This window comes from Ensifer sp. SL37 (assembly GCF_026672675.1).
Classification (GTDB): Bacteria; Pseudomonadota; Alphaproteobacteria; order Rhizobiales; family Rhizobiaceae; genus Ensifer; species Ensifer adhaerens.
This window is the reverse complement of the sequence record NZ_JAPPRN010000002.1, coordinates 358,492-382,618: the sequence shown is the minus strand read 5'-3', so window position 1 is coordinate 382,618 and position 24,127 is coordinate 358,492. Positions and strand designations below refer to the sequence as shown.

The 24,127-nt window shown below is 59.1% G+C and carries 17 protein-coding genes and 11 pseudogenes; 22 read left to right on the top strand and 6 right to left on the bottom strand.

The annotated features are described in order from the left end of the window. Positions 1 to 59: 59 nt before the first annotated feature. The 8 genes and pseudogenes from OVA00_RS09765 to OVA00_RS09730 all read left to right on the top strand — a co-directional run bounded on the left by OVA00_RS09765 (position 60) and on the right by OVA00_RS09730 (position 6,640). Positions 60 to 689: a recombinase family protein gene (locus tag OVA00_RS09765; RefSeq protein WP_268088570.1), complete on the top strand. Its 630-nt coding sequence runs from the start codon at positions 60 to 62 to the stop codon at positions 687 to 689. After that, complete coding sequence (locus OVA00_RS09760; protein ID WP_268088704.1) at positions 686 to 1,243, top strand: hypothetical protein; 558 nt, start codon at positions 686 to 688, stop codon at positions 1,241 to 1,243. Before OVA00_RS09765 ends, OVA00_RS09760 begins: the two co-directional genes overlap by 4 nt. A gap of 47 nt (positions 1,244 to 1,290) precedes the next feature. Beyond that, a pseudogene (locus OVA00_RS09755) lies at positions 1,291 to 2,465 on the top strand (Tn3 family transposase); the annotation flags it as partial. Positions 2,466 to 3,036: 571 nt separating this feature from the next. Next, a complete protein-coding gene (locus OVA00_RS09750; RefSeq protein WP_268088729.1) occupies positions 3,037 to 3,894 on the top strand; it encodes a hypothetical protein in 858 nt (285 codons plus the stop codon). A gap of 320 nt (positions 3,895 to 4,214) precedes the next feature. Then, positions 4,215 to 4,426, top strand: a pseudogene (locus tag OVA00_RS09745) (hypothetical protein); the annotation flags it as partial. Between the two features lie 79 nt (positions 4,427 to 4,505). After that, the gene (locus OVA00_RS09740; protein ID WP_268088728.1) at positions 4,506 to 5,720 is read left to right on the top strand and encodes a hypothetical protein; all 1,215 of its coding nucleotides are present in this window, start codon (positions 4,506 to 4,508) and stop codon (positions 5,718 to 5,720) included. Between the two features lie 267 nt (positions 5,721 to 5,987). Beyond that, complete coding sequence (locus OVA00_RS09735) at positions 5,988 to 6,230, top strand: antitoxin (protein ID WP_268088727.1); 243 nt, start codon at positions 5,988 to 5,990, stop codon at positions 6,228 to 6,230. Further along, on the top strand, positions 6,227 to 6,640 hold the full coding sequence (locus OVA00_RS09730) for a type II toxin-antitoxin system VapC family toxin (protein ID WP_268088726.1): 414 nt from the start codon (positions 6,227 to 6,229) through the stop codon (positions 6,638 to 6,640). The genes OVA00_RS09735 and OVA00_RS09730 overlap by 4 nt, the downstream gene beginning before the upstream one ends. A gap of 206 nt (positions 6,641 to 6,846) precedes the next feature. On the opposite strand, the gene OVA00_RS09725 is transcribed toward OVA00_RS09730, so the two are convergent. After that, complete coding sequence (locus OVA00_RS09725; protein ID WP_268088725.1) at positions 6,847 to 7,536, bottom strand: IS6 family transposase; 690 nt, start codon at positions 7,534 to 7,536, stop codon at positions 6,847 to 6,849. 196 nt (positions 7,537 to 7,732) lie between these two features. Here OVA00_RS09725 and vapB point away from each other — a divergent pair, with 196 nt between their 5' ends. Both vapB and OVA00_RS09715 read left to right on the top strand, forming a co-directional pair. Further along, positions 7,733 to 7,969, top strand: coding sequence for a type II toxin-antitoxin system VapB family antitoxin (gene vapB / locus OVA00_RS09720; protein ID WP_088197974.1), 237 nt, complete (start codon positions 7,733 to 7,735; stop codon positions 7,967 to 7,969). After that, positions 7,969 to 8,370, top strand: a complete 402-nt coding sequence (locus tag OVA00_RS09715) for a type II toxin-antitoxin system VapC family toxin (protein WP_268088724.1) — start codon at positions 7,969 to 7,971, stop codon at positions 8,368 to 8,370. Before vapB ends, OVA00_RS09715 begins: the two co-directional genes overlap by 1 nt. A gap of 138 nt (positions 8,371 to 8,508) precedes the next feature. On the opposite strand, the gene OVA00_RS09710 is transcribed toward OVA00_RS09715, so the two are convergent. Then, positions 8,509 to 8,694, bottom strand: coding sequence for a hypothetical protein (locus tag OVA00_RS09710; protein WP_268088723.1), 186 nt, complete (start codon positions 8,692 to 8,694; stop codon positions 8,509 to 8,511). A gap of 297 nt (positions 8,695 to 8,991) precedes the next feature. Here OVA00_RS09710 and OVA00_RS09705 point away from each other — a divergent pair, with 297 nt between their 5' ends. The 4 genes and pseudogenes from OVA00_RS09705 (at position 8,992) to OVA00_RS40010 (ending at position 13,736) form a co-directional block, all read left to right on the top strand. Further along, positions 8,992 to 9,855 (top strand): tyrosine-type recombinase/integrase, encoded by an 864-nt coding sequence (locus tag OVA00_RS09705; protein ID WP_268088550.1) that lies wholly within the window; start codon positions 8,992 to 8,994, stop codon positions 9,853 to 9,855. 4 nt (positions 9,856 to 9,859) lie between these two features. Beyond that, positions 9,860 to 11,048, top strand: a pseudogene (locus OVA00_RS09700) (IS91 family transposase). 420 nt (positions 11,049 to 11,468) lie between these two features. Beyond that, positions 11,469 to 11,711 (top strand): annotated as a pseudogene (locus OVA00_RS09695) (IS110 family transposase); the annotation flags it as partial. A 97-nt stretch (positions 11,712 to 11,808) separates the two neighbouring features. Next, positions 11,809 to 13,736, top strand: a pseudogene (locus OVA00_RS40010) (IS256 family transposase). A 312-nt stretch (positions 13,737 to 14,048) separates the two neighbouring features. Here the strand turns inward: OVA00_RS40010 and OVA00_RS09680 are convergent. Continuing rightward, entirely contained in the window at positions 14,049 to 14,258 is a 210-nt protein-coding gene (locus OVA00_RS09680) for a hypothetical protein (protein ID WP_268088722.1), read from the bottom strand. A gap of 339 nt (positions 14,259 to 14,597) precedes the next feature. Here OVA00_RS09680 and OVA00_RS09675 point away from each other — a divergent pair. Next, positions 14,598 to 14,798 (top strand): annotated as a pseudogene (locus OVA00_RS09675) (transposase); the annotation flags it as partial. A gap of 60 nt (positions 14,799 to 14,858) precedes the next feature. Here OVA00_RS09675 and OVA00_RS09670 read toward each other — a convergent pair. Then, positions 14,859 to 15,992: pseudogene (locus OVA00_RS09670) on the bottom strand (IS3 family transposase). 559 nt (positions 15,993 to 16,551) lie between these two features. On the opposite strand from OVA00_RS09670, the gene OVA00_RS09665 reads away from it, so the two are divergent. The 4 genes and pseudogenes from OVA00_RS09665 (at position 16,552) to OVA00_RS09655 (ending at position 22,445) form a co-directional block, all read left to right on the top strand. Continuing rightward, positions 16,552 to 17,019 carry a hypothetical protein gene (locus tag OVA00_RS09665; RefSeq protein ID WP_268088721.1) on the top strand — a complete coding sequence of 156 codons (468 nt, stop codon included), beginning with the start codon at positions 16,552 to 16,554 and terminating at the stop codon, positions 17,017 to 17,019. Next, a complete protein-coding gene (locus OVA00_RS09660; protein WP_268088720.1) occupies positions 17,009 to 17,305 on the top strand; it encodes a type II toxin-antitoxin system RelE/ParE family toxin in 297 nt (98 codons plus the stop codon). Before OVA00_RS09665 ends, OVA00_RS09660 begins: the two co-directional genes overlap by 11 nt. A gap of 523 nt (positions 17,306 to 17,828) precedes the next feature. Then, positions 17,829 to 17,900 (top strand): annotated as a pseudogene (locus OVA00_RS40005) (integrase); the annotation flags it as partial. A gap of 1,710 nt (positions 17,901 to 19,610) precedes the next feature. After that, positions 19,611 to 22,445 (top strand): BapA prefix-like domain-containing protein, encoded by a 2,835-nt coding sequence (locus OVA00_RS09655; RefSeq protein WP_268088719.1) that lies wholly within the window; start codon positions 19,611 to 19,613, stop codon positions 22,443 to 22,445. Positions 22,446 to 22,673: 228 nt separating this feature from the next. On the opposite strand, the pseudogene OVA00_RS09650 reads toward OVA00_RS09655, so the two are convergent. Then, positions 22,674 to 22,838: pseudogene (locus OVA00_RS09650) on the bottom strand (IS256 family transposase); the annotation flags it as partial. Continuing rightward, positions 22,825 to 22,953: pseudogene (locus OVA00_RS09645) on the bottom strand (transposase); the annotation flags it as partial. The pseudogenes OVA00_RS09650 and OVA00_RS09645, both read right to left, overlap by 14 nt. 81 nt (positions 22,954 to 23,034) lie before the next feature. Here OVA00_RS09645 and tnpA point away from each other — a divergent pair. From tnpA to OVA00_RS09630, 3 genes and pseudogenes are all read left to right on the top strand, one after another. Further along, positions 23,035 to 23,481 carry an IS66-like element accessory protein TnpA gene (gene tnpA, locus OVA00_RS09640; protein ID WP_268088667.1) on the top strand — a complete coding sequence of 149 codons (447 nt, stop codon included), beginning with the start codon at positions 23,035 to 23,037 and terminating at the stop codon, positions 23,479 to 23,481. Further along, a complete protein-coding gene (tnpB, locus tag OVA00_RS09635) occupies positions 23,465 to 23,818 on the top strand; it encodes an IS66 family insertion sequence element accessory protein TnpB (RefSeq protein ID WP_268088666.1) in 354 nt (117 codons plus the stop codon). The genes tnpA and tnpB overlap by 17 nt, the downstream gene beginning before the upstream one ends. A 41-nt stretch (positions 23,819 to 23,859) precedes the next feature. Further along, positions 23,860 to 24,093 (top strand): annotated as a pseudogene (locus OVA00_RS09630) (IS66 family transposase); the annotation flags it as partial. Between the last annotated feature and the right edge of the window lie 34 nt (positions 24,094 to 24,127).

The window sequence follows — 24,127 nt, the reverse complement described above, 5'->3', positions numbered from 1 at the left end:
CCTAACAATCAGGCCTTGTAAATCAAGGCCTTCCGGCACCAAAATCCACGGGGGTTCAATTGGGACAACGTGCCGCCATCTACTGCCGCGTTTCGACAGCTGATCAGTCGTGCGAACGGCAGGAGCGCGACCTGGCCGCGTTCGCAACTCGTGCTGGCTACGAGGTGGTGGCGACCTTTAAGGAAACAGGCTCCGGTGCGAAACTCGACCGCGCCGAACGCAAGAAGGTCCTGGCTCTCGCCCAGGTCAGGCAGGTCGATGCGATACTGGTCACCGAATTGTCGAGATGGGGACGATCGACAATCGACCTGCTCAACACGCTGCGGGAACTGGAAAGCTGGAAGGTTTCCGTCATCGCCATGAACGGCATGGCCTTCGACTTGTCATCGCCGCATGGGCGGATGCTGGCGACCTTCCTCGCCGGCATTGCGGAGTTCGAACGTGACCTGATCAGTGAACGGGTCAAATCCGGCCTCGCCGCAGCAAAAGCACGCGGCAAAAAGCTCGGCCGTCAGGCTGGTGAGCGACCGAAATCAGATCGGCTCGCATCGAAGGTCATGACCCTGAACGCCAAAGGCCGGAGCTACCGCTGGATCGCTCGCGATCTCGGTATCAGCAAAAACACCGTCGCTGACATCGTCAAGCGCAACAGACTTTCCCTGGCTCCAATGATAGAGACCTCACCATGAACAAGCGATCAGGGCGCACCCCAGCCGATCCATATCGTAAGGCCCGCTTCAGGGAAATTGCACGGGAGATCGTCGCGAAGGACCGCCACAACCGGAAATACGGGCTTTCCGTCGATACCGCAGGTGCGATTGCCAATGCGCTCGAGAGGGCATACCGAGAGGGAATCCATGACGGTGAAAACGGGCCTGCTCCCGTAGTCGCGCAATCAGACAGCGGACCGGTGAAATGGGCGCTGATACCACCCCGACCGAGAGACGCCTTCTGGACCATTTGCCTGTTCACCCTGTCGCGTGGCGACCGACCGCCCTCTGGCGGACGCCTTGTTCCTGCCATCACCGAACGTGGAACGCCAGGGTGGATGCTCGACTTGCAGGAGCGGACTTATGAGAAACTGTTCGGCGACAGAACGATCGCCCCGCTCATGCGCCTCGGTCTCATCGAAGAAGCGTCCGATGTTCCCGCACACCGGGTCGTCTCGAAACGAGGCGAGGAAACCTGGGGCCAGTTTGTCCAGAGGGGCGGTCACTACCCGGACGACCTGACCAATAACTAGCCAAAACTGAAAAATAGCGCTTAGGGTGTCATTTCGCCCTCAACCGGATCCGACCCCGAGATGCGCCGCAGAACATCGCCGCCATGCTGGCCGGCGTGCTTGCCGATGGCACGAATCTCGGCCCGAAACGCATGGCGGGGGCGTCGAAGGGGATCAGCGCCCACCAGATCGGCTAGATGCGCAGCTTCCATGCCCTCTCCGAAACCTATCGGGCCGTGCAGGCGTCCGTCACTGATGCCCATACGCGCCATCCACATTCGCAAATCTGGGGCGACGGAACGACGGCCTCATCCGATGGGCAATTCTTCCGCGCCAGCGACCGGGCCGCCATGCGCAGCGACATCAACCTGCATTATGGCAGCGAGCCGGGATCGAAATTCTACAGCGGGCTTTCCGACCAATACGGCTATTACAGCATCCTACCGATCAGCCCAACCGAGAGCGAGTGCTCGACGGCCTGTTCGACCACGACACGATTCTGGAGATCGAGGAGCTGTTCACGGATACCGGCGGGGCGAGCGATCATGTTTTTGCGCTGTTCTGCCTGATCGGCAAGCGCTTCGCGCCCCGACTTCGCAATATCAAGGACCGGAAATTCCATACCTTCGAGAAGGCCGATGCCTATCCGGCGCTGGCAGATCATATCGGCGTGCCGATCAACACCGCGCTCATTATGGAACATTGGGACGAACTCCTGCGCCTTGCCGCCTCGATCACGGCGCGCACCGTCGCGCCATCGGCGATCCTCAAGAAGTTCTCCGCGTCGTCGAAATCCAGCGATCTGGCCAAAGCGTTGCGCGAACTCGGCCGCATCGAGCGCACGTTGTTCATGATCGAATGGTATTCCAGCTCAGCATTGCGGCGGCGCTGTCAGGCCGGTCTCAACAAGGGCGAAGCCGCGCACAAGCTCAAGCGTGCTGTCTTCTTCCACGAGCGCGGCGAAATCCGTGATCGCTCCTTTGACAGTCAGGCATTCCGTGCTTCCGGCCTCAACCTCGTGGTCAGCGCCATCGTCCATTGGAACACCGTCTATCTCAGCCGGGCAACGGCCCATCTGAGCCAACGGGGCCGATATATTCCCAACGAACTGCTGAAGCACGTCTCACCGCTCAGTTGGGAGCATATAAATCTCACAGGCATCTATTCCTGGGACACAGAGCAGCAGATGTCCGAGGGCTTCAGGCCCTTGCGGCTTCCCGGAAAAATCCTGCGCGCTGCATGATGTTCACCGTCCGTTCGACCTTAGCGTGTCTGGGGGAGCAGATCTTGCTCCCACCCCAATCAGGCGCTTGTCGCTCATTTCAATCTGTAGGAGGAGCGGACATGCGACACCAGCGCCGCAACGTCGAGGTTTTCGATACGCCGTCAGGCATGGGCGGATGCTTCACGGTTTCCATTGTCGAGGAGCTTGCCGCCGATAAAGTGCGGGTGCGCGTCTGGTACGGCCGCGCGACCGCGCAGGGTTGGGGGGCTTGGAAGGATTGGGATGTGTGTGGACGCCCCGGAAGATGCAAGCGGAATCTCGGCGAGGGCGTTGTGCGAACTGTCGTGATCGTCCGAGATAGACACGGTCGAATATGGCAGGACCCGCGGAAAATGCGGATCAGCAAAGCACTCTTTTGGAAGCAATGCAGAACATAGACGGAGCGATTTTCCGGTGCAATCAGATCGCAGCGTGCCCTGACGTCCGCACTATCAAAAAACTTGACTTAACTATAAGCCCTGGTCCGGGCGTCTATCCACCCGCAGATCAACTGACGGGACCTTGCTGCATGCGAGGCGCAGGAGTGTGGATGGACGGCATCAATAACAACCCAATGAGGCCGCGCGCAAATGCCATGACGCCGAGTGAGGCGCAGGACGCGCAAGCTGCGGCCAGGCGCGCTAGAGAAAAACCGAAACAGCCAAAACCGCTTGAGGCTATCGCCGCCAATGCTGTTGCGTGCCTGACGCGCGGCCGGCCGCTCGAGGGGCTCGAGATCGCGGAAAACCAACGACAGGCGATCAGGAATAGTCCTCAGGGACGGCTCGACTATCAAAGTGGGCCGGGGGCATCTGGCTCCGGCGGTGCAGCGAGTTCCGGGGCATGTGGTCTTCCCGGTGCATCAGCTGACGGTGTAGGTGTACCTGAAGGCGTCGCCTCTGCGGCGGATGGGTACAAGCAGGGCTGGGATACTCAGCCTCGCTTCTTTCAACACGGAAAGGGCGCCAATATCTTTGGCAAGCAGGGCGAGATCAAGACCTCGGAAAACCAGCGTCGTTTTACGTTCTCTGACGGCAGTTACGTTGACATCAAAACCCACGAGCCAGAATTGACGACAAGTGACGATAGCAACTTTATGGTTGCGTATGCATTTTTTGGAGGCGCTCTGACTGGCGTTGGAGGCCCGTTGGCGGCAGCGATTGCGGACAAGTCGCGTCCCTATGATGCTGCCTGGCAGGGTTATACCGCCGATTACCACAATGCCGACGGCACCAAGTATGGCACGCAGTATTTCTACGGCTGGGCAAGGTCCAGCGATGCATTCCACGCAGTCTCGGTGGATGGTGGCTATGACCCTGCAAAATTTCCGAATTTCGCCGACAGGCCACAGGATTACACGTGGTACGGCTGGAAAACAGGGGATGCGCCGCTTCGCGACGAATTTTGAATGGCGAGCGTTCTCCCAGGTCGGGTGCTGTTGAAACGTCTGAGTTTTGCGGAAACGACCGGGCAAGAACAGCCGTGATCGAGCACTTTTGGCACGCAATGCGACGCGATCAGCCAGCGACTGAAACTGCTTGAAACCAGCACGGCGAAGTGGGTCATCCACGGCGGGGACAATCTGATCCGCGAGTGCAACAGCTTAAGGAAACGACCAGTCCCCGCCCAAGCGTTCAGTGGAAAGCCTGACGGCCGAGGCATTTACGGGTCGCCGTAGATGAGGAGAGGCTCGTGGAACAGCCGGCGATTTTGCGCAACAGCACCGCAGTGGCTGAGGAGCCAGCGCAGGTGTCTGTCAAATCGCGTCGTTCCGCCTTGGCGGCTGCCGTCTTCGCGATGTCGATGTCTGCCGTCGGCCCCGGTTTCATCACTCAGACCCCACATTTACGGTCGAGCTCGGCGCGGCCTTTGCCTTCGCCATCCTCATTTCGATGCTGATTGATTTCGTCGTCCAGGCAAACATTTGGCGGATCGTCACCGATGGCGAACCTTCCTAAGGAACAATTTCAAAAAAATCATAGGTGCCGGTGTGAATTCGGCTAGAACGGGGCGGGTACGATGACAGAACCAATTTCGCAAAAGGCAGCGGCTCCTGCGGGGCACGCGCCTTCGCTCGGCTTCGGCGATTTCCTCGTTTCCCACGGTGGTCCCTTCTATCAGTTGCAGGCCCAGTTGCGGCTTCTGCGTGAAAACAGCCTGCGAGCAGGCCGGCGGGCTGCCCTGTTTGTCGCCCTCGCTTGGGCGGTGCCATTCCTGCTCGGCCTTCCGCGCAGTTTCTCACTGGATCACGGGCAAGGTGCCTATCTTGCCGATCTCAGCGTATGGTCAAAGTTTTTCATCGGCATCGGCGCCTTCGTTCTTGCCGAGCAGCAGGTAGAAATAGCCCTGCGTGCAAAACTGAAGCAACTGGCATTCGCGCCGATCATTGCGCCCAGTTCCATGGCTCGGGCCGCTTCGTTCGTTGCAATAGCTCTGCGTCGGCGCGACCTCTGGACAGCCGAACTTGTCTGTCTCATTCTGGCAATCGGTGCATCTTTTTTGTCGTACGGGAACTTTGAGGCCCTTCCAGCCGGCTCCTGGGCTGTCGAGCACCTGCCGACGGGCAACAGGATCACTGTTGCCGGATGGTGGTCGATCTGTTTCAGTCTGCCGCTTTTCGTCTTTCTGTTCACGCGCGGGATCTGGCGTCACCTCGTCTGGGCTCACCTGCTGCGCGGTCTTGCGCGGCTTGAGCTGAGGCTTGTCGCCAATCATCCAGACGGCAAGGCGGGCCTCGGCTTTCTTGCCCGCTATCCGAATGCCTATGTGCTGTTCGTATTCGGCATAAGTTGTGCCATTGCGGCGCAGATCGCCAAACATTTCGTCAACCGGGAGGTTTCGGCAGCGACGCTCACCGTCGTGATGGCCGGTTGGCTCATTATCGTACTTGCCTTCTTCGCCTATCCACTGTCGGCGTTCACACCACCTCTGGCACGGCTAAAGGAAAGCGGGTTGGTTGTCTTGGGCGCGCAGGCGACGCGTTTCTATCGTTCGGCAGAGCGTAAGTCGATTGGCCGCAACATCTTGGCGGACCGGGCGCCGGAACCGGATGAAGAGATCGCCGATCCATACAAGCTTTACGACGCGAATGCGAAGCTTTCGACCATGCTCGTCAGCAGAACAGCCTTCGTTCCCGTCGCCGCAGCTGCTCTCGTCCCCTTCGCCATCGCCGGCGCAACGAAGCTTCCCTACAAGGAGGTTTTCTCGGTGCTGAAAAAGCTGTTGTTGCTTTGATGGTGGAGTGCCACCGCCGTCCAAGGTTCGCTTCTCGTCGAGACCCGGATAATTTTGGCAGGAACAATATCAGGCCTTATGTCGGTTTGCGCCTTTTCGCAACTGTGCTGATCTGACGCCCGTGACGACGCGGGATACGCGGCAATTGGAAAACAAGACCGGGCACGAACCAGTTGTAACTCGCATAATAGTCATCATTGATATGTACCCCGCATGGATATATATTTCCGGTAGGTATTTTAACGCCCGTTTAGGAGGGGCATCTCCATGACCGCTACGGCAAAGCTATTTATCACCGGGCGAAGTCAAGCCGTCCGGCTTCCGAGAGAGTTTCGGTTCCAAGGCTGCGAAGTCTTCATTCGCCGTGACCCCCAGAGCGGTGATGTTGTGCTGTCGCCCAAGCCCGCGTCCTGGGAGGAGTTCTTCGAACTGGCCAACCGCACCAAGCTGCCGGCCGATTTCATGGCCGATCGTGAAGATCGCCCCGCCGAAGACAGGCATCTCTTTTGAGCCGCTTCATGCTCGATACCAACATGGCGAGCTACGTCATCAAGGGACACCCGCCCGAGGTCCGTGAGCGACTCGTGGTGTTGCCCATGGACAGCATTGTCATCTCGGTCGTCACTCAGGCGGAACTGCTTTATGGCCTGGCTCGCAAGGGCCATCCCGCAGCCCTCGCCACGGTCATCCGCGAGTTTCTGCTGCGCGTCGAGGCCTTGCCGTGGGATGAGCATGCCGCCACCGTCTATGGTGACTTGCGGGCCTCCTGCGCCTCGGCCGGCATCACCTTGGGCGCGCTCGACATGATGATCGCTGCCCATGCCCTCGCCACCAACGCGACACTCGTCACGCATGACCAAGCCTTCGCCCGCGTTCCCGATGGCGTGCTCGCCGTCGATGACTGGATCCATCGCGAATGAACCGCCAGACGACGGCGAAAAACAAGCATATGACCATCTTTTTGGGAGGCCGGACAGGAAGCCCTGCACGGCCTGCCCGATTTCGACAGGCGGGACAGTGGAGACTGGATTATCCAACGTTGAAGTGCATCAAGAGCGACGAGCGCCGGCATCGTAAACTTAACGGCAAAGGGGCCACAGACCATGACGCCGGCTTATTTTGTCGGTCATGCCTGAGCGATTTTCTTCCATAGGTCCATCGCTGCCGCACGCAGTTCGCGATGAAGGCTGGAGGTGATGTCGTGGCGCGGGATGTGGAACAGGTTGGCAATCGGGTCATGGATGGAGACGAAGCGTTGTAGATGTCGCTGTGACTTGAACCGCTTCATGATCCGCTCTCGCCGCCGCACTGGCTGGTGGGAATTCTCCGCCCGATTGTTCAGGCCTTTGTGGGAGCGGTGCTCGACACCGGGCATAACCTCGCGTTTTGCAGCATCGTAGGACCGAAGCTTGTCGGTGATCATCACCCGTGGCACCCGGCCCTGCTTGCGTATGAGGCGCTTGGCCGCCTTGGCATTGCGGCGGCTTTGCACGAGAACTTCCAGAACAAACCCGTCCTGATCGACGGCACGCCAGAGCCAATGCTTCTTGCCACGGATCGAAATGACGACCTCGTCGAGATACCATTTGTCGCCGAGTTGACTGGATGAGCGACGACGGATGTCGTTGGCGAAGGTCCGCCCGAATTTCTCCGCCCACAGCCGGACCGTCTGATGCGAGACAATGATCCCACGCGAAGCCAGCATGTCCTCGACCATCCGCAGGCTGAGAGGGAAGCGGAAATAAAGCCAAACGGCGTGGGCAATGATTTCAGCGGGAAAGCGATGGCGGCGATAAAGCGGATCACGGTTCGTCATAGCCCGTCATCGCACATCAAATTCCACGTTTCGTTAAGTTGACGATGCCGTGACGACATACCCCAGCCCAGCCCGCCCCACAAATCCTCATGCTCCCCCACCACAGCCAAAAACACATCGTCAGCGTGCACACGGGGGATGTATATTTGACCAATAAACGGCTATTGTTGATCCGCGTACACACGAGGAACATAGCATGCACACCACCAAAGCTTTCAAGAATGGAAATTCGCAGGCCGTGCGTATCCCGGCCGAACTGGCGTTTGACCGGACTGATGTCGAGTTGGAAATCGAGCGCGTCGGCGACGAGCTTCGCATCCGTCCTGTGCATCGCTCCCTGGCCGGCGTTTTGGATGTATTCGCCCGCTTCTCACCGGACTTTATGCGTGACGGAAGAGAGTCCCATGAGCAAGACGAGCGGGATAAGATCTGATGGCGCGCTACATGCTCGATACGAACATGTGTATCTACCTGATGAAAAACCAGCCGGAGCAGGTCGGCCGCCGCTTTGCCAGTTGCTATGTGGGGGACGTGGTCATGTCCGCCGTCACCTTCGCCGAACTCGAGTATGGTGTATCCGCATCCGATGATCCCGCACAGGAACTTGATAATCTCGCAGCCCTGGCCGAGCTGATCACGGTAGAGCCGTTTGGGATTGCAGCAGCGCGTGCCTATGGTCCGGTTCGAATGGCGACAAGAGACCGGAAGAAAGATCATCTCGATAAACTGATCGCGTCGCATGCAATCGCTCTCAACACGGTGTTGGTGACCAACAACACGCGCGACTTCCTGGCGTATCCCGGACTGAAGCTCGAAAACTGGCTGGACGCGTAACGCAGAGAAACCAATTAACCCGTCCTAACCGCTATGCCGTGAGGGGCGGGCAGCGAGGGGGACCTGGCCGGCGTTCATCCCGGTGCGAGTGCCAGCGACCAAGGCAAGATCAGCGAAAAATGAAGAGTATCGGAGAAATCAGCATAGCGCCGCTCCCAGGCGGGTTTCCGGGAATTCTCGAAGCGCAGGGAGTGGGAAAAAGGTAGCCGCAGGCTTTAACGTGTCGCGGACCGAAGTCTCCCCGACGCCCAGTTGCTGGGCGATGACGCGGCCCGAAAGACCAACATCCAGCCGCAGTTTCAAAATCTCGCGCACCTGGCGCATCAGGAGTCTCCTCGTCGGCAATTCACTTCTCCATGGCGTTGCTTCCACCTGGAGAAATAACCCCAACGATCAGGCCCCACGACATCGTCTTACTGCGCGCGATCAAATCGGAATGCTGCGCGGAGACTTGTCGGAATGGTGCGCGTCATCATCTCGGAACGGTGCGCGCGATGAGCCCGGATTGAACTAAGATTGAACTAAGCCGCTAGTCGCGGCAATTGGTGGCCTCTTTGAGAGATGTCTCCTGTCTGAGAGGATTTGGGTGTTGCAAACCCACCCTTCAGACAGGAGATCCAGATGGCCGAGATGAGCCCTCTGCGTCGCCGGATGATCGAGGACATGACGGTCCGCAATCTTTCTCCGGCCACGCAGCAATCCTATCTTTATGCAGTCGCAAAGTTTAGCCGCCATTTCGGCCGATCACCGGCTCGGCTCGGCCTGGACGAGGTCCACGCCTTCCAGGTTCACCTTGTGTCGACGGGCATCTCCTGGTCCGGATTGAACCAGATCGTCTGCGCCCTCCGGTTCCTCTATGGCGTGACGCTCGGCCAGAATACGATCCCGGAGCATATTCCGTATGCGCGCGAGCCACGCCAGTTGCCGGTTGTTCTTTCGAGCGACGAGGTGGTCGACTTTCTGCAAGCCGTCTCCAGCTTGAAGGCGCGGGTGGCTCTGACAACGGCTTATGCCGCCGGCCTGAGGGTTTCGGAGGTCTGTGGTCTTCGCGCCAACGATATCGACAGCTCAAGGATGGTGATCCACATCACGCGTGGCAAAGGCGGCAAAGCCCGCTACGTCATGCTGTCGCCGGAACTGCTCGGGATCCTGCGCAGCTATTGGCGGTTGGCGCGGCCCAAGGACATTGTGTTTCCTGGGCGCGATCCAGACAAGCCGATCGCGCCGTCGGTGCTGCATTCCGCCTGCCGTTCGGCGGTTGCGGCGGCGGGTCTTTCCAAGCACGTCACCGTCCATACGTTGCGGCATTCCTTTGCCACTCACCTGCTCGAGAACGGGACCGATATCCGCATCATCCAGGTCCTGCTCGGTCACGCCCACCTCTCCACGACAGCGCGCTATACGCAGGTCTCTACCGACACGATCCGGTCGACGGCCAGTCCGCTCGATCGGTTACGACTGGAGGTGACACCGCCGGAATCGTGATCGGTTGCGTCCCACCTTCGAAGTCGCCGACATCTTTCGGCGACATGGGAGCTCCTACAGACGTGAGAACGCCGGTCATCTTGGCCGCGGCGAACGACGCGTCATGGGCGCGATCGAAGCCTGCCGGACGCCGAGGCTCGGCGGTCACGTCGATGCCTGCGACGATTGCGGCAGGACCCGCATCTCCTATAATTCCTGCCGCAATCGCCATTGCCCGAAGTGCGAAGGCGCGGCCCGCAAGGAGTGGGTCGCTGCACGCGTCGCCGATCTGTTGCCGGTCCCGTACTTTCATGTGGTCTTCACGCTCCCACCGGGCATCGCCGAGATCGCTTTCCACAACAAGGCGGTCGTCTATGCATTGCTGATGCGCATCGTGGCCCAGACGCTGCAGACCGTTGCCGCCGATCCCAAGCGGCTGGGCGCCGAGATCGGCATCGTCGCCGTGCTTCACACCTGGGGCCAGGCCATGACCCATCATCCCCATGTTCATTGCGTCGTGCCCGGCGGCGGTCTCTCGCCCGACAGATCTAGGTGGGTGGCATGCCGGCCGGGCTTCTTTCTGCCCGTGCGCGTACTGTCGCGGCTGTTTCGGCGGCTCTTTCTGACGGCCCTTGCTAGAGACTTCGCTCACGGTGAACTCCGCTTCTCCAACGAACTCAGCCATCTCAACGATGACGAGGCGTTCACCCGCCATCTCGCGCGTGCGCGCCGCGTCGAATGGGTCGTCTATTCGAAGCCACCGTTCGGCGGCCCCGACCAGGTGCTCGCCTATCTCGTACCGCTACACCCATCGTGTTGCCATCGCCAACAGCCGCATCGTCGAGGTCGATGATGACCACGTTGCCTTCCGATGGAAGGATTACCGTGGCAAGGGTCGCGACCGCGAGAAGATCATGCGCCTTGACCCGCACGAGTTCATCCGGCGTTTTCTTCTACACGTGCTCCCGGACGGCTTCCACCGCATGCGCCACTTCGGCTTTCTCGCCAATAGCCACCGACGGGATCGTATCGGCCTCTGCAGGCAGATCCTCGATCAACCATCATCAGCAGGGGAGCGGTCGCAGGCAGGCAAATCACAGCCCGGGCAATCCTACGAATGCCCTGACTGCCGGCGTCCCATGCGTAGGACAGGAATCACTGTTGCGCCTGTTTCGCCGCCCCGGCCATCATCTTTCTGGTGCGATACATCATGAACTCCGACAATCCGCACCCCCTCCCATATGCCCACAAAACCAAGCGCCGCGCCGGCGCGCGATACCGCGTGGCCCTGGCCACACCGAAAGACCGACAGTGTGCATTGAGAGCGCAAAAATCGCTTCCTATCGTCCGGCAAGCTGCTCGCGAAGGTCGCCAGATCACCACAAAAATCGGCGGTGCGATTGCCGTCCACGACGAATCCGCTATCGTCATCAAGCGGCGTGCTTTACTATTCCCATAACGGCGCCAAACAACCCGCGCCTTACTTCAATCCGGCTTATGTGAGGTCGCTCGAGCTCGCCGCGACGACGGATGCGACCTCACATAACCCTCCAGATTCCATGGGAGTGAATAGCGGCCGGCGCTCTGGCAGAGTGAGGCTGCAATAACGCACTCACCTCATAGGAGACGCCGTCATGGAAGCTGGAACTTCCCAACCGCATACGCCGACCGCTATCCACACTGATCTTGCCGCAATTTTCGTGTCGTTGGAACTCTCCCGCTCAACCTGGCTGATCACATCGTTGTCGCCGGGAAATGGCGAGAAGATGTCGAAGCACTCTGTGGTTGGCGGCGATGTGACGGCACTGCTGGGTCGTTTTACTCAGCTCCAGGAGAAGGTGCGATCTCGTACGGGCAATCAGGTTCCGATCGTGAGCAGAGCTATGACGGAAACTGGGTGATGACGGTTTGATGAGGGCGGCGTATCGAGGCGGGTGACAAGCCTGCCAGAACCTCATGAAAGAGCGATACGCCATGAAGACAGATAGCACTGTTGTTTCCTTTCCGCATCCCGAGACGCTCGATGATCCCCTGACATCGGTTCTACGCGAAGGCGCGCGCCGGCTTCTGGCACAGGCCGTGGAGGCGGAAGCCGAGGCGTTTCTTGCGGCCATGGCCAGCGAACGCCTGAGCGATGGGCGGGACCGGGTGGTGCGGCACGGCCATGGGCCTGAAAGAACGATCCAGACGGGGATCGGTCCGGTTGCGGTGCGCCGCGTCAAGCTGCGCGACCGGGCTTTGGAGACTTGCGGCGAGGATCGCATCACCTTCACGTCGGCGATCCTGCCGAAGTGGGCACGACGCACGAAGAGCCTCGACGCTCTGCTGCCGGTCCTTTACCTGCGCGGCATCTCGACCGGCGATTTCCAGGAGGCGCTTGCCGCCTTACTCGGCAAGGACGCACCGAACCTGTCCCCCTCGGTGATTGGCCGGCTGAAGGAGGAGTGGCAGGCCGACTATGATCGCTGGCAACGCCGCGACCTGTCAGCCCGCCGCTACGTCTACATCTGGGCCGACGGGGTCTATCTTCAGGCACGCATGGAGGACGATGCCGCTTGCATGCTGGTCGTCATCGGCGCGACGCCGGAAGGCAAGAAGGAACTTGTCGGCTTTCAAGTCGGCGTGCGCGAAAGCACCCAGAGCTGGCGCGAGCTGCTCGTCGGGCTGAAGGCCCGCGGGCTTCGATTGCGCCAGAAATTGCCGTGGGCGACGGCGCGCTCGGCTTCTGGAAGGCGCTGGAGGAGATATTCCCTTCGACCCGCCATCAACGGTGCTGCCAACACAAGCTCCTCAACATCCTCAACAAGGTGCCGAAGTCGGTGCAGCCGAACATGAAGGCCGATCTCAGGGAGGTCCGCGATGCCCCGGATCGGGCAACCGCCGAGGTCGCGATCGCCGTCTTCGTCGACAAATACAAGGCCAAATATCCCAAGGCCGTCAACTGCCTGACGAAGGACCACGAGGCATTGCTGACCTTCTTCGACTTCCCGGCCGAACACTGGGACCATCTGCGCACCTCGAACCCGATCGAAAGCGTCTTCGCCACCGTCAGGCACCGCACGGTGCGAACCAAGGGAGGCCTGTCCCACAACACAGCACGGCTCATGGTCTTCAAGCTCGTCATGAGCGCCGCCAAAACCTGGCGCCGGCTAGCTGACGCAGAAGCAATTGCGGAGGCAGCATCTCGCCCCACGATGCGCTTTGTTGCGGTCAAGAGTGCCGAACAGCAAAGCCAGGCGATGGTATTCAAGGCGCGGGATCTGTTGCTGGGACAACGGACGCAGGTGATGAATGCCTTGCGCGGGCACCTTGCAGAGTATGGCGTTACCGCGCCACAGGGGATCCAGCATGTCGGAAGCCTTGCACGAGTTATAGAGGATGGGAATGCAGCACTTCCACAGGTCGTTGTTGATCTCGCGAAAGAGCTTCTTGCCCATATTGGGCTACTCAGCGAACGCATTTCCGCTCTGGACGAGCGTATAAAGGAAGTTGCCAAAGTGGATGAGACGGCCCGGCAGTTGATGACGGTTCCCGGGATCGGTCCGATTACTGCTACCGCGATAGTCGCCATGGCACCGCCGACCTCAACCTTTTCAAAGGGCCGTGATTTTGCAGCATGGCTTGGGCTGACACCGAAACAGAATTCCACTGGCGGCAAGACACGGTTGGGCGAGACATCGAAGATGGGGCAAAGAGACCTGCGACGGCTCCTGATCCTCGGAGCGATGGCTGTCGTGCAAAAGGCCGCGCGCCATGGTGCGGCTGCAGGATCGTGGCTTTCACGCATGATCGCGCGCAAGCCCAAGATGCTTGTCGCCGTCGCGCTGGCAAACAAGATCGCCCGTATCGCCTGGGCCTTAATGGCTCGCGGTGGGGTGTACAGAACTCCGGCTACTGCCTGATAGCAGTCGGCCGGAGGCGTTGAAATGCGGTGGTTCTAAGCGGAGGTTTATGGGCGAAAAGTCGAGAAGACGGGATCGGGAGAACCAGTTTCGAGCCAGGTGCCTTTGAGCACGCCCTGTCGATTTGGATCCGATCCCCGAACGATCCATAAGGGCCCGCGGCGTTCGATGCCGCATTTGGAGGCCGGACACACGACGGAACTCGACCGCATTTGCCTGTAGTCAAAGTAAAAAATCGCTTGCATTTCCGGAGGCGTCCACACACGGCTCGAAGCTGGGATTTTGGCCAAGTTGAAGAACGATTAGTGAACGTCAAGGTTTGTCTTTTGCTTTGAGCAACATGGCAACATTGTCGGCGGTGAACTTGAAGCCTCGGCGATCAGGAATACGCTCCACGGAGATGGGATATTTCGGCCGCCGCGGATCAATGCCAGTGATCCGGAAGCGCTCACCGCTGGCGATAAACTCGCGTTCGAAGTCAGTCGCTTCCAGGCCGTACTGTCCGGCCAGCAGAGCGAACATCTCCTTCTCCAGATTGAGAGGCTTGCCGTCTGGCGCGGTTTGCTGCGCGACATCGCACTTGACTACTCAGCGACATCGCTGGTGACGCGCGGGGCCGACCGGAGGATGGGCGTAGCCCGTCCGTAGGTTGGCCCCGCGCGGCGCGGATTTTTCCGCGCCTTCGGCCGCGACGATTGCCTTAAGTCCTGGATCTTCAACTGCGAGGAAGAGGACCTGGATGCCAGGCAAACCGATCACGGATCAGCAAGCGAGACTGTATATGAGATTGAACAAAAAACATCGGGAGTGTCAGGAATTCTGTGCGGTGGGCCATGATGATGAAAAGGAGCGAATCATCACATGGCTATCGAAAAAGAACTTCTGGACCAACTTCTTGCTGGTCGTGATCCATCCGATGTTTTCGGCAAGGACGGCTTGCTGGATGACCTGAAGAAGGCACTGTCGGAGCGTATTCTCAACGCCGAGCTTGATGAACATCTCGCCGTCGATCGCAGCGAAGGACCGTCGGGCAATCGGCGGAATGGATCTTCGAAAAAGACAGAGGTGGCTCGGTTTGTTTGGACAGGTCTTCCCGGTTTTTAAGTGGAATCCTGCCTGTGGTTAAGCCGCTTCGGGCAGCGGTGTCGGGGTTAAGTAGGCCTCATCCGGAGTCTTGCCGTCAAGGCTCGAATGTGGCCGTCTCTGATTGTAGAAGTCGAGATACTTTCCGATCGATGCACGGGCCTGGCGGACGCTGTCGTAGGCCTTGAGGTAGACCTCTTCGTATTTCACCGACCGCCACAGCCGCTCGACGAAGACATTGTCCCGCCAGGCACCCTTGCCGTCCATGCTGATCTTGATCTTGTGGTCGAGCAGCACCTTTGTGAAGTCGTGGCTGGTGAACTGGCTGCCCTGATCCGAGTTGAAGATCTCGGGCTTGCCGTAGCAGGCCAGCGCTTCCTCGAGAGCCTCGACGCATGGCGCAGCGTCCATGGTGATCGACAACCGCCACGACAGAACCTTGCGCGTGAACCAATCGATGATGGCGATCAAATAGCAGAACCCGCGCGCCATCGGGATGTAGGTCAGATCCGTTGCCCAGACCTGGTTGGGCCGATCGACCTTCAGAGCGCGCAGCAAATAGGGATAGATCTTGTGCCCATCGCCGGGTGCTGACGTGCGCGGCTTGCGGTAAAGCGCCGCGATCCCCATGCGTTTCATCAGGGTCCGCACATGCAGTCGGTACGACGTCAACGCCTTCGCGCGTCAGAAGCTTCTGCAGCATCCGGCTGCCCGCGAACGGGTAGTCCAGATGCTGCTCGTCGATCCGACGCATCAGCGCAAGATCCGCCGGCGACGCCGGTTGTGGCATGTAGTAGACGATGCTGCGACTGATCCCCAAAGCTCGGGCCTGGCGGGTGATGGACAGTTCGTGATCGCGGTCGATCATTTCTTTACGCTCCCCAACAGTCCCGCCTTGGTGAGCGCGCCGGATAAAAAATCGTTCTCCAGCGAAAGCTCCCCGATCTTGGCGTGCAGCGTCTTTACATCCACCGCAGGCTCCGACGGCTTTGATCCCGTGTCGAAGGTCGCCGTCATGCCCGCAAGCGCCTGACCTCGCCACGTCGTGATCTGGTTGGCGTGAACGTCGTATTGTTGCGCAAGCTCCGATAACGTCTTCTCCCCCTGGATCGCAGCAAGGGCTACACGCGCCTTGAAGGCTGCGCTGTGGTTTCGGCGGGGTCGTCTGCTCAAGTGATTCTCCTGTTACGGCACTCTCGCCGCTCTCAGCCAGAAATTCCACTTAACGACCTGTCCAATTTTCCCGAGCCACCTCTATTCTCCAAGCTCAAGGCCCTGATGCGCAAGGCAAAGGCACGAACCTATGACAATCTTTGGAAAGCTCTCGGAAAGGTCTGCGGTCTGTTCACCCATCCGGAATGTGGGAACTATTTCAAGGCCGCAGGGTGCGTTGCATAATCTCCGACCGACGCTCTATTCTTACTGTGACGCAGTAAGATTAGTCTAGAGCCGAACGGCTCCTTGTGACACTTTTCTTTTCCGTTCTGCCGCACGACCCATCTATAGAGAAAGATACGCGGTCGCCGCTGTTCGGGCGTCTAGCGAGGCCCTGCGACGGTTCCGGCCCGCGCTTATTGCTAGCCGGCGCAGCACCCTCACGGCCATACATCAACCCATTCCATTTTGGGCAAAGGGGATATTTGCTTTTGAAAGATGCTGCGGGGTTGGCGTCGCCGCCAAATAGTGCGAATATTAGATAAACGCACCGTTTTTATCCGATAGGAGTTGCCGAATGTCATTGGAGACCATTGATGGCAAGGCTGTCAAAAATTTGGCTGGGGCACACGCCCTGAATGGGGCTGTCGTGTTCGGTCAGCCTGGGGGCTATGCCGTTCTCGTCAGGTACGGGGTAAACGAAAGAGCGGTGGCGGCCCAGCGGTCGCGCCGCATGCGGATCTGGCGGAATTTGAACACCGCGGCCGCCTATGTTCGCGACGAACTCGGCCTTGCCCGGTTCGAGATCGACATGTCGGACCATGATCCGGCCGCCGTCGAGCGGAAACGCCCCGATATGGCCGAGCGCCAACGGCAGATGCACGAAGCGGCCGAACATGACGCGTGGTTTCGCGGCGAGGTGCAAAAGGCTCTCGATGGTATCAAGAATGGCTCGAACGCCACGATTCCCGAGGATGAGTGGGCTGAGCGCGCAAAGGCCAAAAGAGCAGATCTCCAGCGCCGCATCGTGACAAATGGCCACTAAACGCATGCGCCTTGTCAGGCGTGATTCCTATGCTGCTGATCTTGATCGTATTGTAGAGCGTATCGCCGAAAACAATCCTGCAGCGGCGCTGGACATGTGGGATGACATCGAAAGCCAGGTTGAGCGGCTTTGCGATTTTCCGCGCTCTGGCAGAACTGGACGAATGCCGGGAACCAGAGAACTGGTCGTCACTGGTACGGCATATATCATCGTCTACATAGTCGGCGATGATGTGGAGCTTGTGCGCGTACTGCATGGCGCGCAACAATGGCCGCCGGAGACTTAACCGCAGGCGCTCGTTGGAATGCGAATAGCGCTTCGCCTCAAAACTTGTTGCTGTTTTTAGCGAGGAGATCTACCGCCTTCTCAAACGCCTCTCCTAGCTAGTCTAGAGGACGAGGACGAGACGAAACTGCTAACCGCCGCAACGGCTACGGGCGTTTGTGCAAGAAAAAGGCTCCCAGACGTCTTACATCGTGGGAGCCAATCTTACATCAATGCTGTAGCATAATTACATTTCCTCACATTTCCGTCAAGCGCCAGAAGGGTTTGAAAAGTCGCGATTGAAGCTGTTGCTCGATCATCGCGGTGGGCCAAGAGCAAACGAGGCGACGGCAAGGGGCATTCTGGAAAGACTTCGCGCAAACGGCGGACGCGCCGGCGTCATCGTGTCGATGGATGCGATCGCCACCACCCTCCCCCCATCGCCACCGCCATTGCCGATCAGGGGGCCGACTACTGCTGGCGGTCAAGGCCAACCACTTCGCCATCAATCGCGTGCGCGCCATCGCCGAGAAGGCGCTGCATAAGTCACCCAGGCGGCGAGCTATTACAACAACGCCGAACGAAAAAATGGGCGGGCGGCGCGACTGATTATTTGATCTGCACCGCCGACACCGACTGGTCGATTGCTGCTGCTTAGCGAACTTTGGAATAGGGGAAAGCGTCCCTTGGTTCGTTCGAGAGGTTGGATGGAATAGATAGCGCCGAAGCGACGCCTCCCTGCGCTCAACCTTCCAGCAGTGCTATGTAGGCTTGGGCAACGACAAACATGGCAATGACGAAGCTGCCCGCGCCCATAATTGCCCTGTTGCCCTGACAAATTCCTCATGCTGGCGCTGACCGATGAACACGCGCGGGTGGCGACGCACCGTGTCGGATGTGCAACTTACTCAAGGGCGCGAGCGCACGCTCCCCCCCCAAAAAAAGCCCGCTACCCTATCCTGAAGGTCACCAACCAGGTCATTGCCAGGCGACGTTCCCAACCCGTCGAATGATGCTTATTGTGATATTAGAGCGATTCATGCCACGAAGATATACGCCACCCTGTTGCCCCTGGGTCGGCGAGGGGTCATTCGCCTTGCCGATCAACCGAATGACCCCGTTTCATTCATGCAGACACCAACGAGGCAAGCGTTCGGTAGCGGTCAAGTCGAAGCAATCGTAGAACGTGAGAGCTGTCACCATGGCGCAGTTCACGCCGCGTTCGTTCTGTTCGTCAACTCAAATGTCCATTGATGGACGATTCCCCTCGTCGTCCGGTTGTTGATTGCTGGAAATCCTTGATCAAACGATCAAGCTCTTGTTGCCAGCGTTGACGTCAACGCCACCTATGCAGCACGGGCCTTATTTGCCTATCAACTGAAATCGTGGCAGCAGAAGCGTGGCAGTCTCTGCTGCGTGGAGGCGGTCAGGGGTCATTCAGGCAGCCCGGCTATGACCCCCTAGGGCTGGGCCGGCCGAATGACCCCGCACGGCAGAGCGAACACATCCTATGTGTATGAACGCGGCTCAACGCAGCCGGTGGCCAGGCCTCTGGCGCCGGATCGTATGGACGACGCCCGCTGCGGTCTTTTCTTTGATGCAGTGTCCATTCAAAGCATTTGCGAACGCGACCATCTGACAGCACTGCCACATTCCACCAAGCGGCGATCTGCTTGGTGCCGATGTCCTGTCCCGTGCGCTTACCGTGCACACACAACAGCACGTTTAGCTAAGAATATTCCGCCCCGCGCTGAAAGCAGGTCGGGCGCTGGGTGGATAGGGGTGGATACGCTGATCCCTGCGCCATCGGCGACACAGCGCCGTTTGGTATGGCATTTGCGAAAGCCAGCGGCCAGCTCGATGGCCGTCGTGGCAAAGCAGGGCATCGTTGGCATGGGCTGGGGCCTGCCTTCTCCCCCATCCCTGGCAGCACAAACGAGGATGCAATCCGGTCGCGGCGGAGACGGGGGCCCGGTCGGGGCTGGCATGGCGCGACGCTGAGCAACGGATGCGGCAGCCGTTGTTGCGGCGGCCGGCCGGTCAGGCCAGAGCCTGAAGGCAGGCACAGCTGGCGCGAGGCAGGCAGCGCCTGCAAGCGCAGAGCATCACCACCGACGCCCGTATCCATGGATGCTGGTTGTAAACGCGAGTTCGACCGTGGCGGCCTTATCGCAGTTGCACGCTGCGCGACCTCTTGTTGGTGAGTGTAGCGGCAGGCCCGCCGTTAAGCAAAGGCTTATTCGCCTATTAGTTTAGTAAACTGATAGGCTTCTAGCGTTAGGGGTGAACTAAATTGCGTATCCCCATGAAAAGAAAGAGAAATCTATATGTACATCAATGCTGAAGTGATGCCTGCCGGCTCTGATAAGGCAAAGAAAGTCGTGTTGCAAGGGTCTTCTGCGAAGATCGATGTCGGGCATATGTCCGACGTAGCGTTTTGTTTGTCGAAGGATGCAGTGGCTGCTTTTGAGCGCCGGGGTGAAGACCTGATCTTGCGTCTGGCAAACGGTGAAACCATCCGCCTGGTGAATTTCTTCCGCGAGGACGAAGACGGTCGCCCGAAACTGTTCCTGACGGAAAAGAAGGAAAGCGACGACGCGGAAGCGGGGGATTGCGGTTGCCTCGTTGAGGTGAGCTTTGCGGACATGTCGGAAGGCATCCTGGCCCCGTCGTTCTCCGCGTCGAGCTGCTCCGGCGCATTCAATCCTGCGTTTCTGCTGCTTCCCCTTGCTGCTGCCGGCGGCCTGGCGTTCGCCCTGAGTGGCGGTGGCGGTGACGATAATGACGCCGATGCTGACTCTGATGCAGACGCTGACGCGGATGCAGACGCGGATGCGGACGCTGATGCGGATGCTGATGCAGACGCTGATGCGGATGCGGATGCGGACGCAGACGCTGATGCGGATGCAGACGCTGATGCGGATGCGGATGCAGACGCGGATGCGGACGCAGACGCAGACGCGGATGCGGACGCAGACGCGGATGCAGACGCTGATGCGGATGCAGACGCGGATGCAGACGCAGACGCGGATGCGGACGCAGATGCGGACGCAGATGCGGATGCAGACGCTGATGCGGACGCAGACGCTGATGCGGATGCAGACGCGGATGCAGACGCAGACGCGGATGCGGACGCAGATGCGGATGCAGACGCTGATGCGGACGCAGACGCAGACGCAGACGCAGACGCAGACGCAGACGCAGACGCAGACGCAGACGCGGATGCGGATGCTGATGCAGACGCGGATGCAGACGCGGATGCGGATGCTGATGCAGACGCGGATGCAGACATTACCATCAATGTGGTCGAGGGCGACGATACCATCACCGAGACCGAGGCGCTGGACGGAGCCCCGGTCACAGGTCGGGCCAAACCCCTTTCCGAAATCACCCTGGAATTCGATGGCTACGTCTTTACCACCACCACCGATGCCAACGGTGACTGGACCGTAACCCTACCGCCATACGCCCTGGGCAGCCTCGGCTCAAAACCGATCCTGGTCACCTCCACGGATCCGGCAACCGGCGCCGTGCTCGATTCGGAATTCAGGGATGTGACGCTCACGTCAGATTCGAATACGTCAACTGGTGGAGAGCTGGTCAATGACACAACGCGGGTTGGCCAGGATCTCGATCCCCATGTCGCGGGGCTTGCGGATGGGGGTTGGGTGGTGACGTGGCATAGCAACGAGGGGACTATCTCCACCGGAATCACCCAACAACGTTACGACAGCGCTGGTAATAAGGTCGGTGACGCGGTTGTTGTTCAATTGCCGGGGCAAAACTCTAGTCCCGGTTCGAATGGCTTTTTCTCTAGTTTTTCATCTGTAGCCGGTCTGGACGATGGAGGCTGGGTGGTTGTGTATGGAACCGGGAGGCTTGGCGGCGCCGACATTTTCCAGCGGATTTACAATGCTGACGGAACTGCCCGTGGTGCCCCGGAACAAATAATGAGCTTTAGCAATTTCGGCGCCCATGATTTAGAAGTAGCATCCTTGCCAGATGGCGGCTGGGTAGTGAACTATTTGAATGGCGATGTCATCACCCAGCAAGCCTTTAACGCAGATGGGACCGAGCGTGGCGCTGAAGTGACCGTTTATGATGGCAACACCTCTGGTTTGGGAGCACTTTCTTTACCATTTGACGTCGTTGGCCTAGCCGAAGGTGGTTGGGTGACGACATGGCGTGCCGGCCCGAACATACTGCAACAGATATACAATGCGGACGGAACAGCGAACGGCACCATGATCACAGCCACCGCTTCTGGAGAAACCCCCATTGTCGGAGCACTAGCGGATGGCCGCTTTGTCACGATGTGGGTAGACAGTACGCACCTAGAATGGCAGGTTTATAACGCCGACGGAACTCCGGATGGAGCGCAGGCCTTCATTCCCGCTGTAGCATCGCCTTCGTTTGGCTCTGTTCAAGTCGCCGGCCTCGAAAATGGTGGCTGGGCTGTTGTGTGGTTGAGCACGGACGGTGTAGGGGATTATTATACTCAAGCATTCAATGCCGACGGCATACCGGTAACGCCAATTACACGAGTTCCTGCCGAGTCTCCCCCAATTGCCAATGGGGCAACCGAGCCTCAGATCGCGGCCCTGTCGGACGGCGGTTGGATTGTGACATGGTCAAATTGGAAGGATTTTACAAACACCTACGACATCTATCAGCAGCGCTTTGACAGTGATGGCAATCTGCTCAACCCGAAGGACGATCCGGTGTTTGACACGATCACCGGATCCGGTGGCGCTGAGACGCTGACAGGCGGCAACGGCGACGATGTCTTTGTTGTACCGGATGCACTGTTTGCCCGCATTGACGGCAAGGCCAATGTCGACACGCTGCAGCTCGATGGCACCGGGCTTCATCTCGACTTCGCCAGCGATGCCATCGCGCCGGGGGTTGTCACCGGCATCGAGACGATCAATATCACCGGGACCGGCGGCAATACGTTGTCGGTGACCGCCCAGGACGTGCTCGATATGTCCGACACCACGGATCTGCTCATCGTGCGTGGCGACAGCAACGATACCCTCAATGCCACTGGCTTCACGGCAGGCGGCAGTGTCACCTCGAACGGTGAGACATTCGATGTCTTCACCAGCGGCTCGGCAACGCTGTGGGTCGAACAGGACATGGGCACGGTCAACGTCGTCTAAGGCCAAGGATCGAACGATCAAGCAAACGCCGGCGGGGCCTGTCCCCGCCGGCGTCAACGTTGGAATACACGCTGGCACATACGACGGCGTGTCCCTCAAGCAGCCATCGACGCGAGCAACGGATCACCTCTATATCGAGTGGGGGGTAGCTTAATGGTGAAAGCCCGCCGCTCATAACGGTGTCACGGGACTATCAGGAATTTCGTGTATGGGCGGCGGTTGAACATATCAGGCCATGGCCCTGATGAAGCGCTCACCGAAGATGACGGCCATCTGCGATTTTGCCATGGCCCATTCCCGCGCGGGCATCTTCCACTCTTTTTCGGACCTGTTCAAGACCAGGAAAAGCAGCTTTGTCGCGGCCTCGTCATTGGGGAACCAGAACCGCTTCCGTCACCGTCGAGATCATGTCGGCCGAGACCTCGACACCATAGAGTTCGCGCAGGTGGCCGGCGATCTCGCGGGTCGACATACCACGTGCGTACATCGACACGATCTTGTCGTCGAAGCGTAAACGCGCAAATCTCTGCACCTTTTCATTGATGTTTAGGTGATGGAGTCTGCGTCCGCAATGGAGACTGCGGACGCAATGGCAATTGATGACAGAGAGATTTCGGAGCCGCTTCGGGTTGTGCGTGTTCTTCGCAACGGGAAGCGGTATTTTGATCGGGCTTCGAAGGAGCGCCTGATCGATGCGTGCCTTGAGCCTGGGGTATCGATTGCCGGACTTGCGCTTTCGCACGGGATCAATACCAATCAGCTGCGCAAGTGGGTAAATCAGCGCCAAGACCGGCAGGCGGCAAGCAAAGGATTGAGGGTTGTGACGAATTGCGTGGCACCGTCGGCCTTCATTCCAGTGGTCGAGGCAGCCCCACTTGCACGGCCACCGGCCCCGGCGGCTCGGTCGACATCGCCAGGGGTGCGGTTGAAGGCGTCGCTACCGAACGGTGTGCGGCTTGAGCTTGTAGATGCGGATGCTGGGGCTCTGTCGGCGATGATCGAAGCACTGGGACGTTGCAATGTTCCGGCTGGCTGACGATCTTCGCGTTTATCTTCACCGGGATCCGATCGACTTTCGTGCGGGGATCTACAGCCTGGCGATCCTAGTCGAGCAGTCGATGGGCCTGAGCCCGTTCGAGCGTGCTGTCTTCGTCTTTTGCAACCGTCGGCGCACCCGGATGAAGCTCCTATTCTTCGAGCGGTCAGGGTTCGTGCTTGTATTGAAAGCCTTGTCCGAAGACCGGTTTCGCTGGCCCCGCCGCGAGGCGTCGGTCGTTACGCTCGATACCGAACAGTTGCGCTGGCTGCTTGAGGGCATCGATCTCGATGCGATGGTGCGCCATCCTGTTCGGCAATATGAGTTTGTCGGCTGAAGGCTGTTGACGTAAGGGTGCGGCTCAGATTCAAAGCTGCTATGACAGGAACCGGCATCCCAACCGTTGCGGAACTGATGGCGCTTCTGGCGGCGAATGCTGCCGAGAACGCCGCGCTGAAGGCTGAGAGAGACGCTCTTGCGCATCGGGTCCTCAAGCTTGAGGAAGAACTGGCGCTTGCGCAACTGCATCGTTTTGCGCCGCGCAGCGAAAAGCACATGGATCGCGTCTTCAACGAAGCCGAGAAAGCCGCCCTTGAGGCTGATGCTGACGAGAGAGGTGGCTCGGTTTGTTTGGACAGGTCTTCCC